The organism is Stieleria mannarensis (genome assembly GCF_014154935.1).
In the GTDB taxonomy this organism is placed as follows: Bacteria; Planctomycetota; Planctomycetia; order Pirellulales; family Pirellulaceae; genus Stieleria; species Stieleria mannarensis.
The window spans coordinates 20,736-36,036 of the sequence record NZ_JACEHH010000026.1; the positions used below are offsets into that span (position 1 = coordinate 20,736).

At 60.4% G+C, this 15,301-nt stretch carries 14 protein-coding genes; 9 read left to right on the top strand and 5 right to left on the bottom strand.

The window, feature by feature from the left end:
* Positions 1 to 142 precede the first annotated feature (142 nt).
* A complete protein-coding gene (locus H1B37_RS18030; protein WP_182868050.1) occupies positions 143 to 787 on the bottom strand; it encodes a hypothetical protein in 645 nt (214 codons plus the stop codon).
* Positions 788 to 1,071: 284 nt separating this feature from the next.
* Here H1B37_RS18030 and rpmB point away from each other — a divergent pair, with 284 nt between their 5' ends.
* Together rpmB and gatC are read left to right on the top strand one after the other, a co-directional pair.
* Complete coding sequence (gene rpmB / locus H1B37_RS18035; protein ID WP_182868051.1) at positions 1,072 to 1,338, top strand: 50S ribosomal protein L28; 267 nt, start codon at positions 1,072 to 1,074, stop codon at positions 1,336 to 1,338.
* An 18-nt stretch (positions 1,339 to 1,356) separates the two neighbouring features.
* Entirely contained in the window at positions 1,357 to 1,644 is a 288-nt protein-coding gene (gene gatC, locus H1B37_RS18040) for an Asp-tRNA(Asn)/Glu-tRNA(Gln) amidotransferase subunit GatC (protein WP_182868052.1), read from the top strand.
* Between the two features lie 110 nt (positions 1,645 to 1,754).
* On the opposite strand, the gene H1B37_RS18045 is transcribed toward gatC, so the two are convergent.
* Positions 1,755 to 2,627 (bottom strand): DUF1571 domain-containing protein, encoded by an 873-nt coding sequence (locus H1B37_RS18045; protein ID WP_182868053.1) that lies wholly within the window; start codon positions 2,625 to 2,627, stop codon positions 1,755 to 1,757.
* Positions 2,628 to 3,415: 788 nt separating this feature from the next.
* Between H1B37_RS18045 and hemQ the strand changes: the two genes are divergently transcribed.
* A complete protein-coding gene (gene hemQ / locus H1B37_RS18050; RefSeq protein ID WP_182868054.1) occupies positions 3,416 to 4,255 on the top strand; it encodes a hydrogen peroxide-dependent heme synthase in 840 nt (279 codons plus the stop codon).
* Between the two features lie 182 nt (positions 4,256 to 4,437).
* Here hemQ and H1B37_RS18055 read toward each other — a convergent pair whose 3' ends face one another.
* Positions 4,438 to 5,325, bottom strand: coding sequence for a phosphoribosylaminoimidazolesuccinocarboxamide synthase (locus tag H1B37_RS18055; RefSeq protein WP_182868132.1), 888 nt, complete (start codon positions 5,323 to 5,325; stop codon positions 4,438 to 4,440).
* Between the two features lie 298 nt (positions 5,326 to 5,623).
* Here H1B37_RS18055 and H1B37_RS18060 point away from each other — a divergent pair, with 298 nt between their 5' ends.
* The 3 genes from H1B37_RS18060 to H1B37_RS18070 all read left to right on the top strand — a co-directional run bounded on the left by H1B37_RS18060 (position 5,624) and on the right by H1B37_RS18070 (position 8,985).
* The gene (locus tag H1B37_RS18060; RefSeq protein ID WP_286177877.1) at positions 5,624 to 7,075 is read left to right on the top strand and encodes an endo-1,4-beta-xylanase; all 1,452 of its coding nucleotides are present in this window, start codon (positions 5,624 to 5,626) and stop codon (positions 7,073 to 7,075) included.
* Positions 7,076 to 7,183: 108 nt separating this feature from the next.
* Complete coding sequence (locus tag H1B37_RS18065; RefSeq protein ID WP_353620861.1) at positions 7,184 to 8,071, top strand: SMP-30/gluconolactonase/LRE family protein; 888 nt, start codon at positions 7,184 to 7,186, stop codon at positions 8,069 to 8,071.
* Between the two features lie 5 nt (positions 8,072 to 8,076).
* Positions 8,077 to 8,985 (top strand): dihydrodipicolinate synthase family protein, encoded by a 909-nt coding sequence (locus tag H1B37_RS18070; RefSeq protein ID WP_182868057.1) that lies wholly within the window; start codon positions 8,077 to 8,079, stop codon positions 8,983 to 8,985.
* Between the two features lie 221 nt (positions 8,986 to 9,206).
* On the opposite strand, the gene H1B37_RS18075 is transcribed toward H1B37_RS18070, so the two are convergent.
* Complete coding sequence (locus H1B37_RS18075) at positions 9,207 to 9,764, bottom strand: gamma carbonic anhydrase family protein (RefSeq protein WP_182868058.1); 558 nt, start codon at positions 9,762 to 9,764, stop codon at positions 9,207 to 9,209.
* Between the two features lie 323 nt (positions 9,765 to 10,087).
* Here H1B37_RS18075 and H1B37_RS18080 point away from each other — a divergent pair, with 323 nt between their 5' ends.
* Both H1B37_RS18080 and H1B37_RS18085 read left to right on the top strand, forming a co-directional pair.
* Positions 10,088 to 10,498 (top strand): hypothetical protein, encoded by a 411-nt coding sequence (locus tag H1B37_RS18080; protein ID WP_182868059.1) that lies wholly within the window; start codon positions 10,088 to 10,090, stop codon positions 10,496 to 10,498.
* A 360-nt stretch (positions 10,499 to 10,858) separates the two neighbouring features.
* Positions 10,859 to 11,668 carry a hypothetical protein gene (locus tag H1B37_RS18085; protein WP_182868060.1) on the top strand — a complete coding sequence of 270 codons (810 nt, stop codon included), beginning with the start codon at positions 10,859 to 10,861 and terminating at the stop codon, positions 11,666 to 11,668.
* A 224-nt stretch (positions 11,669 to 11,892) separates the two neighbouring features.
* Here H1B37_RS18085 and H1B37_RS18090 read toward each other — a convergent pair whose 3' ends face one another.
* Positions 11,893 to 14,241, bottom strand: coding sequence for a serine/threonine-protein kinase (locus H1B37_RS18090; protein WP_182868061.1), 2,349 nt, complete (start codon positions 14,239 to 14,241; stop codon positions 11,893 to 11,895).
* 142 nt (positions 14,242 to 14,383) lie between these two features.
* Between H1B37_RS18090 and H1B37_RS18095 the strand changes: the two genes are divergently transcribed.
* Positions 14,384 to 15,022, top strand: a complete 639-nt coding sequence (locus tag H1B37_RS18095) for an RNA polymerase sigma factor (protein WP_182868062.1) — start codon at positions 14,384 to 14,386, stop codon at positions 15,020 to 15,022.
* Positions 15,023 to 15,301: the final 279 nt, after the last annotated feature.

A 15,301-nucleotide genomic window follows, 5' to 3' on the forward strand; every position in this document is an offset into this window, starting at 1 on the left:
AAAGAGGACTCGGGCGTCTGGAATCGATTTTATCTCAGCAACCCTGGCGACTTCCAGTCGGCGCCCGGACGCGACCGTTGGGACGACCGCCCGAGACGGCCATCGAACTCAAAAAAAGATCGCCCCTACGCTAACGCGGACCCTATCGCCGCAGCGCCATCTTGACCAGGCTTTCGATCGGCGTGGTCGTGATCGGCTGGACTTGAACGCGGTCTCCGGGACGCAATCCGTAGTCGCTGGTCGGTTCGACGGTGCCGTCGTCGGCGAATTTGATGTCCATCCGCACGCCGGCGATCGAATCGGGCGACGGCCGGTAAAGGGTCGCCTGGACGTCGCCGAGTTTTTTCAGCACGCCGGTCTGGGTCAGCAACTCGCTGACAAACACGCTCTGCTGGCCGGTCGGCAGGGGCAGCACGCGGACGGGTTGTTCGTCGCCCGCCACTTGCAGCACCACCGCGTTTTGCGTCTTCGCTTGTCGGATCTTGTGATACGCTTCTTCGGTCAGTGCGCCATCGCCCGAGAGCGAGGTCGCCGGAACGGTGCCGTCGAGCATTTGGTAGGGCGACGTGTGTTTCTTTGATCCGGGGAACAGCAGGCTCGACGAGGGGCTCATCAGGTCCAAGCCTCGCATGGAGGGGAGTTGGGAGCACCCGGTCGAGACTGCGGTCAGCAGGATGGCCAACGCCGCAGCGGGCAAGACTCGGATGGCTCTTTGGCACGGCGACGTGCGAACCGCTGGCGGGGTCGGTTGCTGCGATGGGGCAGTGATGCGATCGGAAGCAGACATGGTCGCGGGGCTCGGTGTGGGGTCGCTCAGTGGGAGTGCCGGTGAATTTCCGGGAACAGGAGGCTTAGGAAGAGTTTTCGGCCACGCCGGCGAGGATCTTGAGAAATCTGGGCTTTTTCACTCAAGAAAGATTGGTTCGGGATTACTTCTTTCGCCCAAACCCTTGTGTTTGTATAGTCTTGGCCCTTCGATGTGATTTCGGCGAAAAATATTACATCTCAATAGCAAAACAACGAACCAAACGGCTGAGGAGCCCCCGCGCGATACGACGGGGAGAATGTGCCATGGCACGACAATGTGAAATTTGTGGAAAGAAAGTGCAGATGGGCAACCGCGTCGAAACTCGCGGTAAAGCGAAGTATTTGGGCGGTGTGGGTACCAAAATCACCGGAATCACACGTCGCAAGTTTGTCCCCAACCTGCAAAAGGTCCACGTGACGCTGCCCGACGGTGAAAACAAATCGATGCGGGTTTGCGTCCAATGCATCCGCAGCGGTTCGATCCGCAAACGCGTCCGAACCAAACCGTTTGACGTCAGCGGCGCCAAATAACGCTCTCGCGAGGAAGCCATGGCACTCTCGGCAGATGATGTCCGCAAGCTGGCGCTGTTGGCGCGGCTGGAGATTTCCGACGAAGAGGTCGAGCATCTCGGGCCGCAGCTGGAGAGCATTCTCGGCTTTGTCGCCAAGCTGTCCGAGTTGGACACCGACGACGTCGAACCGATGACGACGGCCTTGGACGTGGATAACCGCTGGCGGCCCGACACGCTGGTGCCGGGCCTGGATCGCGCCGCCGCGTTGGCCAATGCACCGGCCGCAGATGACGAGTGTTTCCGCGTGCCGCCGGTGCTGGGGTAGCGTCCTTCCGGTAGCGGAATTCGCCAAGAATTTCGCTTCTGGCGGCAACGCCGCCGGGCCGCGGCGAAAGCCTCCGCGGCTTCCGCTACTGATCAGGCTCAACCGGCGAATCAATAAAAGTTGTACGCCGAATTGTTGGGGTCGAAATCTTCATCGGTCAGGCCGACGTTCAGCTTCAGGTTCAAGTAGTTGTACTCCTCGATCACCGAAAGCTTCTTCTCATTCGGCTTCGGCCAATCGTAGGCGACGTAGCGGATCGGCACGTTCAGTTCTTCGTCCATGTACACCTTGGCTTGATAGAACAGCAGGTCGGGACGCGGCGTGGGCTGGGTGACCGTCAGCAGCATGCAGGGGCGATCGTTGACTTTGATGCCCCTGCGCAGTTCCGCTTTGACGTCGGGCAATTGCTTGGCCTGTTCGCCGCGCTCGATCAATTTGACCAGCAGGTTCTCCAGCCCGATCTCCGTCATCGGGTAGCGTTGTCCGCGCATGGCCAACGTTCCGGTCGGCGGCAAATTGACCGTCGGCAAGAATCGGCCCTTGAATCCGCCTTCGTGTGCGATCAAGTTGCCGTTGTTGCGACCTTCGACGTACAGCACTTCGCGGCCCTTGATGCTGGCCGGTTTGACAAAGCTCAGGTAAACGCTGAGCGGTTGGACGACTTGATTGTCGACGACCTTGCGGCAACGAATCTTGGCCGACATGTATTCATGCGGCCCGAGCGTATCGCCGATTCGCTCGCGTTTGATCAGCAACGCGGTGTAGTCGTTGATCGTTTGTCGACAGTTCACCAAGCTCCGCCGGGCTCGCAGCAGTGCTTCGTCCAGCGGTTGGAGTTTCACCGAGGGGGCTGGTGCCAAGCTAGCCGCATTGGCAACGCGGTGGACCGGTTCAACCAAGTTTGGCGGCGCGGCGAACGAATGTTCGGCGGCAGACGTGGCTGCCAGTGAGCCCAGAAGGGCGAGAAAATGACGTCGTTGCATCTTGATTGCTTCCTTGCGCGTGCGTCGGACGACCGGGGAAAAAGGACGGCCTTGGTGAGTCGTATCGCCGCAGATGCTACGTGAAGATGAGCTGTTTCCAGGGCAGGCGTTCATCCGGAGCAACCGTCGCAGTCGGTTCCGAGTGTTGTGACCGGACCAATGCGGTCAGGTTAAAGGAACAGGGATTCGCGAACAGAAATTGCGTCCGGCGGTGCGTGTGCCATGGCCGAGTCCACTGATAGCGAAAACATTGGCATTCTCGCCAGATCAATCCGATTTTCGCTCAAGTCGCCGGGGGCTGCGGTCGGTGACGCCTCCCGTATCATTCTGCCCCGTATCATTCTGCCATCACTCTCCTGACTTCCCACCACCGTGACCGAACGCCGTGGCAGGTGGAGGGTGTAGGAAGATTTCGGAGGTAGGAAAATTGGCGAAATTGAATGGATGGAGCGTTTCATCATGTTCTTACCCCAAAAATCTTCTTACCCCGGTTCCTCGGCTGTTAGAGTTGAAAAGTTTGCCGACCAGAAGATCGAAAAACGAACCGGAAGGAATTTGGCGATGGGGGCCCTCGATTTTATGCACCCCAGACGGTGTCTCTGGGGACTCCCGTGCTTAGGTGCAGCCCGGGAGCGAGGCATGAAGCCGCATGACGCATGGCCGGCAGGATTTTTCCAGCATGGCGGCATGTGGTCTCGGGGCCATGGGCGCCGGGGGGAAAGCTGGGATAATGCACCGCCCGTCGACTCGCCTTCCCCGCCCGCTCGCTCTGATCGCGTTCTTTGCTTATGTCCGGTCGTCCCAACCCCCATGCCGCCCCGCTGCCCGAGCCTTCGACCGTCCCCGAAAACGGATGGCATTGCGGTCACTTTTTTTATCGCTTTCGTCGCCAAGCGATGGCGACGCCGCTCTCGTCGGAGTGTGTCAGCCAGTTCGGAACCGCCCTTGCGCCCCCCAGTGATGCCGCACCCGAGCGTCTGGCCAGCTATTGGATCAGCGGTCACGAGGCCGACTTTGGCGTGATGGTCATGGACCCGGATCCGGCCAAAGTCGACGCGGTGCACCAGTCGTTGCTTGCGCCCCCGCTGGGGCAATTCGTCGAAGGCGTTTGGTCCTTTGTTTCGATCAGCGAAATCAGCGAGTATGTTCCGACGATCGAGCGTTTTCGAGATCGATTGATCGCCGAAGGGGCCGATCCCGACTCGGACGAACTCAAGGCCAAGGTGGCTGCGTATGAGCGCCGGCTGCCGATGATGAACGAGCAGCGATTGCGTCCGGAGTTTCCCGAGTGGCCGGCGGCGTGTTTTTATCCGATGAACAAAAGTCGTGTCCCGGGAGCCAACTGGTTCACCGAGCCCTTTAGCAGTCGCAATGCCATGATGGCCGAGCACGCGCAAAGCGGCATCGCGTTCGCCGGCAAGGTGTCTCAGCTGATCACCGTCGGCGTCGGCCTGGACGACTGGGAATGGATGGTCACGCTGTGGGCGCGCAACCCGGACTACTTGAAGGACATCGTCTACAAGATGCGGTTCGACGTCGCCAGCGCCAAGTATGCCGAATTCGGCCCCTTCTACGCCGGTTATCGAGCCACCGCCGACGAGATCCTGGATCACTGCAAGGTCCGGTAGCGGAACTCGCCAAGAGTTTCGCACAAGGTGCGGTAGCGGAACTCGCCAAGAGTTTCGCACAAGGTCCGGTAGCGGAACTCGCCAAGAGTTTCGCACAAGGTCCGGTAGCGGAACTCGCCAAGAGTTTCGCACGTGGCGGCGACGGCGTGCTGCGCAGGAGCCGAAAGCCTTGGCGGCTACCGCTACGACAACCGCTCGAACGCTTCGCGGTACTTGGCCGCGGTTTGGCGGATGATCTCCTCGGGCAGCGTCGGCGGGTCGCTTTGTTTGTCCCAGCCGCACTGCGAGAGCCACTCGCGGACGAATTGTTTGTCGAACGAGGGTTGGGCGGCGCCGGGGGTGTAAGCCGCTTCGTCCCAGAACCGCGACGAGTCCGGCGTCAGGACTTCGTCGATCAGCACGACCTCGCCGTCGACCAGACCGAATTCAAATTTCGTGTCGGCGATCAAGATGCCTCGTGATCGGGCGTGGTCGGCGGCCGCCGAATAGATCTTCAGCGTCTCCGATCTCAGCCGCAGCGCGAGGTCGCTGCCCAGGTCCGCGATCATCCGTCCGATGCTGACATTCTCGTCGTGGCCTTCTTCGGCCTTGGTGGCCGGAGTGAAGATCGGTTCGGGAAGCTTGTCGCATTGGCTTAGTCCCGGGGGCAGTTTGTTGCCGCAAACCTGGCCGGTCTGTTGGTATTCCCGCCACCCGCTGCCTTCCAGGTAGCCTCGCGCGACGCATTCGAACGGCACGACCTCGGCTTTTTCGACCACCATGATCCGGCCTTCCAGCGGTGCGGTGTCAAACTTGGTCGACAACTCCGGCGGGATCGATGTCGATTTCAAGTGATGCCGCACGCCCAAGTGGTTGAACCAGAACGCGCTCATCTGCGTCAGCAAGCGGCCTTTGTCGGGGATGCCACAGGGCAGGATGAAATCAAACGCGCTGATGCGATCGGTGCTGACGACCAGCAAGCTCTCCCCCAAATCGTACAGGTCGCGAACCTTGCCGCTCTTTCGTGGCAGCGGCAGATTCGTCTTCAAAAGCGCGCCGGCATCGTCGAAGTCGTACAACGGATCGGTCATCGGTTCGGCGGACTGCGTCACGGTGATTCTTGGGGGTTGGGGTGATGGACATCGCCGTTGATGGGTCTCGACGGCCTGTCACAAGGCGAGTGAAGTATTGTCGAGAATCCGACGCCGATCACAACCACTGGAAATCCGCCATGCTCGCATGCGACACAATCAGTCGGTAAACTGTGGGCCGATCTGGATTCTGGCGGTCCGGATTCTGTGATTTGCGTCTTTTATCCCGCAACCGGATTGTTTGGCCCGCACCATGGGGCAATTCCATTTCGCTGTCCCATCCGATTCGACCCAGTTGTTGAAACAAACGCTGTGGAAAGATGCCTATATCTGTGGCATCGAGGGTGTGCCATGGGAATGTAAGAACAGCGTCGACGGGGGCATCCTGTCGATCTCGCGACCGGTCGACACGTCGGGCAAGCTGTATTTGACCTGCCCGACCAAGGGGCTGGGCTATCGCACGCTTTCGACCTGTTCGTTGATGCCCCAGCAGCGACCGCATCTGTTGTACCTGGAACTGGCCCGCGGCAGTTGTTATCGGGCGCGGGAACAGTCCAGCAATTGGGAGCGGGCGGGGTTGGCGTTGGGAGACCGGTTCGGTGAATTGGTCGCACGTGGGACCGCACAGTTTCTCGATGCGGCCGAGGCACGTGGGGACCTGGAGGAGTGTTCACGTCATGCGTTGCAAGCGATCGCGACCTTGGAACAAGCCATCGCGGATCTGGGCGAATCGTTCGCGCTCCAGTCGATCGCCTATCGCAAGCAGCGTGAACCACAGTTGGGCACCTTGCTGGCCGGCAGCGTCTTCCCGCCCGCACCGACTCGTTCGCCGCTCAGTCGGCGGTTTGAAAGCGCGTTCAATTGTGCTGCGGTTCGGTTGAACTGGGGGACGATCGAATCCGATGCCGGTCGGTTCGAATTCGAATCTAGCGATCGAACGATTCATTGGTGCGGCGAACGCGGGCTTCGTGTCTTGGCCGGTCCGTTGGTCGATTTCCGCAAGGAGTTGATGCCGCCCTGGTTGTACCTGATCGAAGACAACTTTGACTCCTTCTTGCAATCGGTCACCCAGTACACACAACGTGTCGTCGAACGTTACCGTGGCTCGGTCCAGTTGTGGAACTGTGCGGCGGGATTGAACACGCCCGGCCCGATCGCATTGGACGATGAACAGGTGATGCGGTTGGCCGTCGCCATTTTGCAGACCGTCCGCCGCATCGATCCCAACACGCCGGCGATCATTTCCTTCGATCAACCGTTCGGTGAATACCTGGCCAAGCACCGCGACGGGATCTCCGCGTTGCACTTTGCCGATGCACTGGCGCGCAGCGGGTTGGGGATGGCCGGCATCGGGTTGGACGTGCGGTTGAACTACGCTCGTGATGCGACACTGCCGCGGTCGGCGCTCGATTTTGGCCAGATGATCGATCGCTGGGCGACGTTGGGGCTGCCGATGTTGGTTCAACTGACGGTCCCCGGCGGTTGCGGCGAAGATGAAAAAGCGATCGCCAAGCAACCGACGTTGATGACCGGGACGGATCGCGAGGAGTTGTCGGCCAACCAGCTTCGCACGGCCGGGCCGATCGTTCGCACGCTGCTGGCCAAACAGGTCGTTCACGGCATTGTCTGGGACGGTTGGGCCGACAACGAAAAACATGTGCAAAGTCACGCCGGCGTGATCGATTCGCTGGGTGCACCGCGACCGATGTTGGATTACTTTGAACGGCTTCGACACGAACTCTTAGCTTGAGGCACCGCGATGAAATTGAATCGGATCTGGACCGCACCATTTGGCACACGAAATGGCGAGCAATCCCGACCAAACGTAGCTGCCTTCGCCAGAAGGTGGTTCCCCGGTGTGCTCCTCGCTCTGGCGAGCGTCACCACCGCGACGGCCCAAGGCGACGCGGCGGAGGAAATCAAACCGACCGGCAAGGTCGAATTGGTTCAAGACGGGTTCGCGTTTAACGAAGGCCCCGCCTGGGAACCGAAATCCAAATCGCTGTTTTTTACCGACATCCCCAACACCGCCATCCATCGGCTCGGCCCCGATGGATCGATCACCCTATTCACCGGCGATTCCAAACACACCAACGGGATCCTGATCCCCGCCGATGGACGCATCCTGGCTTGCCAAATGGATGGACAAGTCGTCCGCTATGACGAGGACGCAAACGCGGCCGTGTTGGCATCGCAGTACGATGGCAACCGTTTTAACGCCCCGAATGATTTGACCGTCGACGATGACGGCGGAATCTATTTCACCGACCCGCTGTTTCGCGCCCCGACGCCGCTTCCCCAAACCGTTCAAGCCGTCTACTACATCGCCGCCGACGGCACCGTCTCCCGCGTCACCGAAGGCTTGGCCGCGCCCAACGGCATCGGCATGTCGCCCGATCGGAAACGGCTTTATGTCTGTCCCAGCGGCCAGGCCGAGATGCTGGTCTATGAAGTGACCGGCCCCGGAAAGTTGTCCGCCCCAAAAACGTTTTGCACTCTCCAGCAACCCGAGGGCAAGTCGGGAACCGGCGCCGACGGGATCGCGTTGGACGTCAAAGGCAACGTCTACATCACCACCCACATTGGTGTGCAGATCTATTCGCCGGCCGGAAAACAGCTCGGCGTCGTCACTTTTCCCCAGCAACCGGCCAACGTCTGCTTCGGCGGCGATGATTGGAAAACAATGTTCGTGACCGCCCGCACCGGTCTTTACCGTGTCACCATGCCGATCCCCGGATTGCACTAACCACCATGCTCACCAGTTCCTTTGATGCCGACCATCTGTCCGAAAGTGTTTTCGCCGTGCCGCCGCTGGCGCGCGACGGTGAGGGCGAAGTCAGCGTGTCGGAAAACGCCAAACTGATTCGGTTTCTCGAAGACGGCGGCATCCGCTCGCTGCTGTATGGCGGAAACGCCGTTTTCTATCACATGCGTCTGAGCGAGTATGCCAAGACGTTAACGATGCTGAGCGAAACCGCGGGCGACCAAACCAGTGTCGTGCCGTCGATCGGACCGGCCTACGGGTTGGCCGTCGATCAAGTCGATATCTTGCGTGAATACGACTTCGCTACCGCGATGTTGTTGCCCGCACGCGACGTCGTCGATCAACAGGGCATCGCCACCGGGATTCGTCGCCTGGCCGAACGCTACGGCAAACCTCTGGTGTTGTATCTGAAGTTTGATCGCTGGTTGGATGCCAAGTGGGTCGACGCGTTGCATCGCGACGGGCTGATCTCCTGGATCAAGTATGCGGTCGTACGCGATGATCCCAGCCAGGACGATTACCTGAACAAGATCCGCGACGTCTTTCCGTCCTCGCGGATGGTCAGCGGCATCGGCGAACAACCGGCGATTGTTCACTTGCGGGATTTCGGCATCACCGGTTTCACCAGCGGCTGCGTGTGCGTCGCGCCGGCCCGCAGTATGGAAATGCTGCGCGCGATCCAGACCGGGGATTATGAAACCGCCGAGTCGATTCGGCAGTGGTTCTTGCCGTTGGAGGACTTGCGGAACATGTACAGTCCGATCCGTGTGTTGCACCATGCCGTCGCCGAAGCGGGCATCGCCGCGACCGGTCCATTGCTGCCCATGCTCAGTGACCTCGATGAATCCCTGGTTGCCAAGATCCGCGACGCCGTCGCCGGCATGACGGTGAAGTAGGCATACCGCATGAGAGTGCTAGCGGGAAGCGTCAGCGAGCGGCAGGTGCGACTGCCAGCGGGACACGATACGACCTGTCGATTAATCGTGACGCGCACCTCCGCGCCCGACTCGGATCATCCATTGGAGAAGAATTGGGCGACAGGAAAATCGGTGACAAGAAAATGAGTCGCTGGCTCGTGCTACTCCCACCCTATTTTCCTGTCACCCATTTTTTTGTCTCATTTCCAAGCTTGCCCTTCGGCCTCGGCCAGGTACTGATTCTTTAACTTGACGTAGTTGGCCGGCGAGTACAGGAAGAAACGGGTTTCCGGTTCGGTGATCGGGCGCAATTGGCGGCACGGGTTGCCCACGTACACGAAACCGCTTTCGAGTGTCTTGCCCGGCGGCACGACACAGCCGGCACCGACGATGACTTCGTCGTGGATCACCGCCGCATCGTTGACCACGGCCCCGTTGCCGATCAAGACACGGTTGCCGACCGTGCAGCCGTGCAGGATCGCGCGGTGGCCGATCACCACGTCGTCGCCGATCGTCAGCGGCCACCCGCCGGGGTTGAACTCGCTGTCGTGCGTCGTGTGCAGCACCGCGTTGTCTTGCACGTTGGTGCGATCACCGATCTGAATCGGTTTCAAGTCGCCGCGGATGACCGCCCCAGGCCAGACGGAAGCGTCATCGCCCAGCGAGACGTCTCCGATCACCGTCGCCGCGGGGTCGACATAAACACGCTGCCCCAGGCGAGGCGTGATCCCACCAAAGGTTCGAATCGATAACGACATGAACTCACTTCACTCCACGGGCCAGAGGACGGAAACTTCGCCGCGCCGAGTCTATCGGATGCCCCCCCATCACAGCAATCCAACGCCCCAGGGTGAACCCACACTATTTTCTTGTCTTGCCTCGTCTCTTCCCGCCATTTTTCTGCCCCCCTGTTTCTGTCCTCCCCCCATCCGCCCAACACTTTTTCAGATTCCTTGAAACACCGACCAAACTCGCCCGCTTGGTTCTTCAGTCAAGAACATCGAATGCGGCGAGTGACTCGACGGGCTCCCGCCTTCATCACTGAAAACCTCCCTGTCGAATCGCGTGAAGGAATAAAACCATGTTGAAACGAATCCTGTTTGCTGTCGCACCGCTCGTGATGATCTTTGGCACCGTCAGCGCCGACGACGACCTGCTGCAATCGCTGGCCACGCTGGATTCCAATCTGATCGTCGCCTCCGATGCACCGGCCGAGGGCGTGACGGAAGATCTGGACGCGTTCGGGCAGGCGGACGTCGACGCCTTGCTCGGTGAGGATGACAAGGACGAAGACGCGGTGGCGGCCTGCTTCCGCCGTGTCGGTTACGGTTACGGCTACTCGCCCAGCTATCGCAGTTACGGGTACAGCTACGGTTACAGCTACTACCGACCGACCTACCGCTATCACTGCTACCGACCGGTCAGCTACACGTACTACCACCCGGTGACCTACCACGTCCCGGTCTACACCAGCTACTGGGCTTGCTACTGAGCCCCACCGACGACGATCCGGCCCGGTCGCTGCCCCGCAGCGACCGCAGCCGTGCGGTTTTTAAGCCTCATATTTAACAGGCGTTTACGACCCTCCCTCTGGGCATTGGTGTCTACAAAAATCGGTCCGCGATTTAGGACATGGCTCCCCTCTCCCTAAAACAGATCGCGTAAACAGAAATTGATCACAGATCGAAGCCGGGGGAGAAGGGAGCCATTGTAAATTGTGTAGACACCAATGCCTGCCAGGAGGGTGTTTTCCAAAAAACGCACGACCTCGACCACTGTCGGCTAGAGCCTGCATTCCAACGCCCCATCCCATCTTCCTAAACCACCCCCAACACCAACACGAGACCAAACCATGAAACGCCCTCTTCCACTGTGCCGGTGGATGTTCGCCGTGATCGCGGGCACCCTGCTGGGCAACTCTCTGGCGGTCGCACACGCCGACGATGCCGAGTTGCGTCGGCTGCTCCACGGCCCCGATCGATGCGATCACGTGATCGGATTGCTGCTCCGCCACGGTGTCAACAACACCGCCAATCCCGCCGCAGCCGTCAACGCGTTTCATCCGTACGGTCCGATCGCGATTCCCGCCACTGAACTTGGCGATCTGCAACTTGAATCCATCACCCGTCATGCCGACACCACGACCGAATGTGGCCCGTCGTTCGACTTAGTCATCAAAAACTGCAGCACTCGCGATGTCTGTGGCGCCCACGTCACCCTGGTCGGTCTGCTCGGACGCATCCTTCCGACCAGCCCCAACGTGACGGCAAAGCTCGACTCCGTGCCGGCCGGCCAAGCGGTCCAAGTGACATTGACCTTGCCGATCGAATCTCTGGCGATGGGAAACCTGAACGGACAAGTCATTGGGATGAACCGCGTTCTGGTCGTGGTGGATAGCTACGACCAGTTCATGGAGTCCGACGAAGCGAACAACTTGCGATCGTTCGAACTCGCAGCGTTGCCAGTCGCCACTGCCGTTGTCACCGAAACGACTGAATCAGCGGCACCGGTTTCCGTCGAAACAACCACGCCGGCCCCCACGACCGATGCTTCCCCGCAAACCGCCCAGCCGTCGTCGCCGAGTGACATCGACGGCGGAATCACCTCACCCGATCTCCGCACCGCGATCGATCAATTCACCGACAACGCGAACACCCAGTGAAGGGCGGTGGAAGCGAGCCGACGGCGCTAGCCGCGGGCCTTGGATTGCCGTTCGAGGTTTGTAAGGCCCGAGGCTAGCGCCTGCGGCTCTTGTAAGGCCCGAGGCTAGCGCCTGCGGCTCTTGTAAGGCCGAGGCTAGCGCCTGCGGCTCAGTTTGTGATCGAAAGGGTCGCCTCTCGCCGCGTGATGGATCGTGATGCGGCGAGAGGTTTTTTCTTTTGCCGCCTACATCGACAAGATCGAATCTCGCTTGCTGGACAACACCGGTGTCATCGCCGAGCACTGTCGCAAGATGTATCGGTAGGCGGAAAAGGCGGCGAACAATCCCAATCCGGTTGCTGCGATCGCGATCAACATCACGTGCTTCGCATCCTCGTTGCTGACCAACAACAGCGTCGCCCCCATCAACGGCACCAGGCATGCCAGCAACAGGTATCGCTCGCAACGACGCACCAGCTTTGCCACGCGACGGTCAAAATTCGGGTCGTTCAGCTTGGAACGCACCATTCGCGGATACAGCACCGAGATCGCATAGATGCTCAATCCAAAAAACGGATAGATCGCCGCGACGCCGCCGCAGATGACATGTGACAAAAAGAAATGCCCGACTTCGCGACGCGAGAATTCGGGATGCACGTAAGACAGGACGGCCGGATACAAGATCGCCGCCAGGCACCAGAGCAGACCGCCGATCACCGCGGCCCGGTGGGCCAGTTCCAGCGCCGAGAACAGGTCTTCCTCGGTCGCCTCCCTGCCCGCCGCCGTCGATTCCAACCCCTTGACCACGCGGCGAGTGAAGTAGACCGCCAGCACGACGGCCAGGGGATAGGCGACCGAGTTGATGCAAATCACCAACATTGCAAACGTCGTGCGCACCCCCTCGACCTTTTCAAATAATTTTTCCAGGGTGTCCTGTTTGTTGTAGAAGTACCCGTACACACCGGCGATCACGTTGGGCACCAGGATCGTCGTCGCGGCGACCCACCACGGTGATTGACGGCTCAGCCATCCGTGCCAGGATTCCGGTTCGGGATCGAACAGCTGTGCCGCGTCGGGGTGCAGCGCCAAGATCAGCCGGGCCTCCAATTCCGCTCCCGATCCGATCCGGTCTTCCGGAGCAAACGCCAGCGTGTCGCGGAGGATCTTTTCCAACAGTCGCGCAAGGGCGTCTTCGCCGTGCGTCGCCGGATCGATGATTGATTCGCGGGCGGTCAGTTGTTGGCTGACCGCATCGGTCCAGGATTTCGGTCGACCTTGGGATTCAAACGGTCGACGGCCCTGCCACAATTCCCACAACAGAATTGCCAGGGAATACAAGTCCGCTCTCGGTCCGACATCTTCGGGGGCCGAGAACGAGGTCGCCGAGATCGCGCGCAGGTGTTCCGGGGCCATGTAGCCGATCGAGCCGCCGAAGCTGCTGGCCGCTCCGGCACGTCCCGCGCTGCCGGCGAAGCTGACATTGAAATCCGCCAACTTCGGCACTCCCTCGGCCGACAGCAGCACGTTGGCCGGTTTGACGTCGCGGTGCATCACGCCACGGCGGTGCGCGTTCTCGAGCGCCCGCGACAAGTGGATTCCGACCCAGGCGACTGCCATCGGCCACGACATCACCCCCAGCATTTCGCGAAGCGTTGATCGCTCGGGAACCGCCTGAGCCGTCTTGAGCAACGATCGATCGACCGACTGCAAAATCAAATCGCCGGATCGATCCCATGGCCGCGTGTGGCGCACCCGTTCGACCACATCGGCCAACGTGCCTCCCGGATGAAATTGCATGTACAGCAAATGCGCCGGCGGATCGTCGATCATTCGTTGGTCGTAGACCCGCACGATGTTCGGATGATCGAACTGCGCCAACGCCTGGGGTTCGTCACCGGTCCCGCGCGACACCTTCAACGCCACCAATCGACTCATCGACAACTGACGCGCCAGATAAACGTTCGCGAATGCCCCGCTGCCGAGCGTTTGGATGATCACGAAGTCGTCGATTTGTTGCCCGACCTGAAACTCTGGCGGCCGCTTGCGATTGGCCGCCGCCGCGGTCGCTTCCGGCTTGGCACTCAACTGGCCGCCCAGCAATTCGGCGATCATCGAGTCGTGTTGCGGAAACCGCTTGGCATAGTCGGTCGGGTCGAGTCGCTCACCAGACTCTTTTCGCAACTGGATTTCCTCCATCAGCAAGTCCAACGGCACATCGGCCGCCGTCATCACCTGGGGAAAGTGCGTCAGGTAGTCTTCGACGCGGGGGACGACCGCCATGGCAGATCCCGTCACGGTGGCTTCGGAGACGCTGGCCATGTCCAATTTGATCAATTCGACCAACAGGAAGCGTTGCGTGCCCAGATCCGCCTCGGGCAGAAACCGTCCCAATTCCAGCGGCGATGCCAGCGGGGCGGCCTCCAGGTATTGCTCCAGGCAGCGTTCCAGCAGGTCATCCATCAGGTCTGGATCGACGGGTGATTGGCTGGCGGATTCACGTAGCGGGACATTGGTGGTCGCGTCGGGATCCACCGGCGGGGCCGCGTCGGACTTCGGGCCGGAGACGTCGTCGATTGGGGGTGTCCTGTCGGTCATGGATGCGTGAAGACGATCAGGAGAGGGTTTGCCGAGAACGATCCGCCGGTCGGGTGATGTTCGTTATACTCGGTCGTGTCGATTCACGCATCTGCGGCCGAACGAACACACACCGCATCCCACGCTCTCACGATGATCTGAAATGCCCGATGAAACCCCTGACGAATTGGCGCTGATCGAACGGATCAAACAAAAGGATGCCACGGCGCTGGCGGAGTATATCCATCAGCATCAATCCCAGCTTTCCGGTTTCGTGCGCTCGATCACCGGGGAGCACTTGCTGGCGGTGGTCGAAGTCGACGATTTAGTCCAAGAGATCTCCGCGGCCGCCCTGTCAGGATTGCCGACCGCACCGCTGGATGAATACTCGCCGATGGATTGGCTGCAACAACTCGCCCGCCGACGCGTCGTCGATGCCCACCGCTTTCACTTCGATGCCAAGCGACGCGACGCCAATCGACAACAATCGCTCAATGCCGGCGGCAGCAGCGGATCGTCCGACGATTCCGCGCCGGGTTTGGAACAATTGTTGGCCGCCAGCATGACCAGCCCCAGCGCGGCGTTCAGCCGCGACGTGCGGATGATGCGGATGCACGCCGCCGTCCAGTCGCTCGGCGAAGAGCAACGGCAAGCGATCCAGATGCGATATGCCGAAGGAATGCCGACCAAAAAGATCGCCGAGAAGCTGGGCAAGACCGACGTGTCAGTGCGAGTGCTGCTGTCCCGCAGCATGCGACAGCTCGAAAAAATCCTCGCCGACGTCCGCCCCACCCGCGGCTAAAACCGCAGCACCACCGTCCCAAAAGTGTAGAACCGCTGTCTCAGCTGTTCCCCCCTGACCGCCACGCGGTCACCCACCCAAACACCCCACCACCATCCAACAACCCTCGTCGCCCCCACCTCATTCTGCCAGCCTTCTCGTCATCGTTTTGCCACCATCGTTTTGCCCCACCCCCCACGTCCCAAACACTTCCAGGCTCGGTACGCACCGCAGCGCACCTGGCAAGATGGTTTTACTTCGCCGGTCCGGTTCAGCCCCGGTCCACGAGACCAATTTGTA

Bases quoted from the DNA above. Each gene is read 5' to 3' on its own strand.
- H1B37_RS18095 (WP_182868062.1), top strand. From the start codon at position 14,384: ATGCCCGATGAAACCCCTGACGAATTGGCGCTGATCGAACGGATCAAA.
- H1B37_RS18080 (WP_182868059.1), top strand. From the start codon at position 10,088: ATGTTGAAACGAATCCTGTTTGCTGTCGCACCGCTCGTGATGATCTTT.
- H1B37_RS18075 (WP_182868058.1), bottom strand. From the start codon at position 9,764: ATGTCGTTATCGATTCGAACCTTTGGTGGGATCACGCCTCGCCTGGGG.
- H1B37_RS18070 (WP_182868057.1), top strand. From the start codon at position 8,077: ATGCTCACCAGTTCCTTTGATGCCGACCATCTGTCCGAAAGTGTTTTC.
- H1B37_RS18085 (WP_182868060.1), top strand. From the start codon at position 10,859: ATGAAACGCCCTCTTCCACTGTGCCGGTGGATGTTCGCCGTGATCGCG.
- H1B37_RS18055 (WP_182868132.1), bottom strand. From the start codon at position 5,325: ATGACCGATCCGTTGTACGACTTCGACGATGCCGGCGCGCTTTTGAAG.
- H1B37_RS18090 (WP_182868061.1), bottom strand. From the start codon at position 14,241: ATGACCGACAGGACACCCCCAATCGACGACGTCTCCGGCCCGAAGTCC.
- H1B37_RS18030 (WP_182868050.1), bottom strand. From the start codon at position 787: ATGTCTGCTTCCGATCGCATCACTGCCCCATCGCAGCAACCGACCCCG.
- gatC (WP_182868052.1), top strand. From the start codon at position 1,357: ATGGCACTCTCGGCAGATGATGTCCGCAAGCTGGCGCTGTTGGCGCGG.
- hemQ (WP_182868054.1), top strand. From the start codon at position 3,416: ATGTCCGGTCGTCCCAACCCCCATGCCGCCCCGCTGCCCGAGCCTTCG.
- H1B37_RS18045 (WP_182868053.1), bottom strand. From the start codon at position 2,627: ATGCAACGACGTCATTTTCTCGCCCTTCTGGGCTCACTGGCAGCCACG.
- rpmB (WP_182868051.1), top strand. From the start codon at position 1,072: ATGGCACGACAATGTGAAATTTGTGGAAAGAAAGTGCAGATGGGCAAC.